Genomic DNA, 612 nt, shown 5'->3' with positions numbered 1-612 from the left:
ACGTCACAGGCAACGTGAGTTTGTTTGCAGCAGCAATCGCCTATCTAGACGTACGTAGTATCTTATATATCGGGGCTCTATTATTGTCTTTTTTAGCAGGCGCGATAATGAGCGGCTTTGTCATTGGACAAACCTCTTTAAAATTAGGGAGACGTTATGGGCGTGCGCTGTATATTGAAGCAGCTTTACTATTGCTTAGTTACTGGCTTTATCAACAGCACGATTATCTAGGACAGTTGACTGCGGCAATGGCCTGTGGATTACAGAATGCGATGGTAGCGACTTATAGCGGCGCGGTAATTCGTACCACACATTTGACAGGCTTGACATCAGATATGGGGGCAGCGATTGGTAATTGGCTGGCAGGACGACCAATCAGTAAGCCAACGCTTGGCTTTCAGGCCATTATTTGGTATTGCTTTTGTGGCGGCAGCGTTGTAGGAGCATTCTTATACGCTAGCGTCGGCTATGGCGCACTCTTATTGCCAGTAAGTATTGTCTTGATAGCTGCAATTGTCTATAACCGTGCTTCGGATCGTTTGCCAGAAACGAGAGATCCGATACGACAAGGGCGTCTACCGAAACGATAGACGCTCTTATTTATATTGATAA

General features: G+C 45.9%; 1 protein-coding gene. It reads left to right on the top strand.

Going from position 1 to position 612, the window contains the following annotated elements; genetic code table 11:
- On the top strand, positions 1-590 hold a 590-nt coding region (locus ACS8FD_RS22230), incomplete at its 5' end, for a YoaK family protein (RefSeq protein ID WP_439277460.1).
- Positions 591-612 lie beyond the last annotated feature (22 nt).

The sequence above is a fragment of the Psychrobacter sp. 1U2 genome (assembly GCF_051847575.1).
Note: the sequence above shows the minus strand (reverse complement) of the source record. Positions and strands in the feature narration are given on the sequence as shown.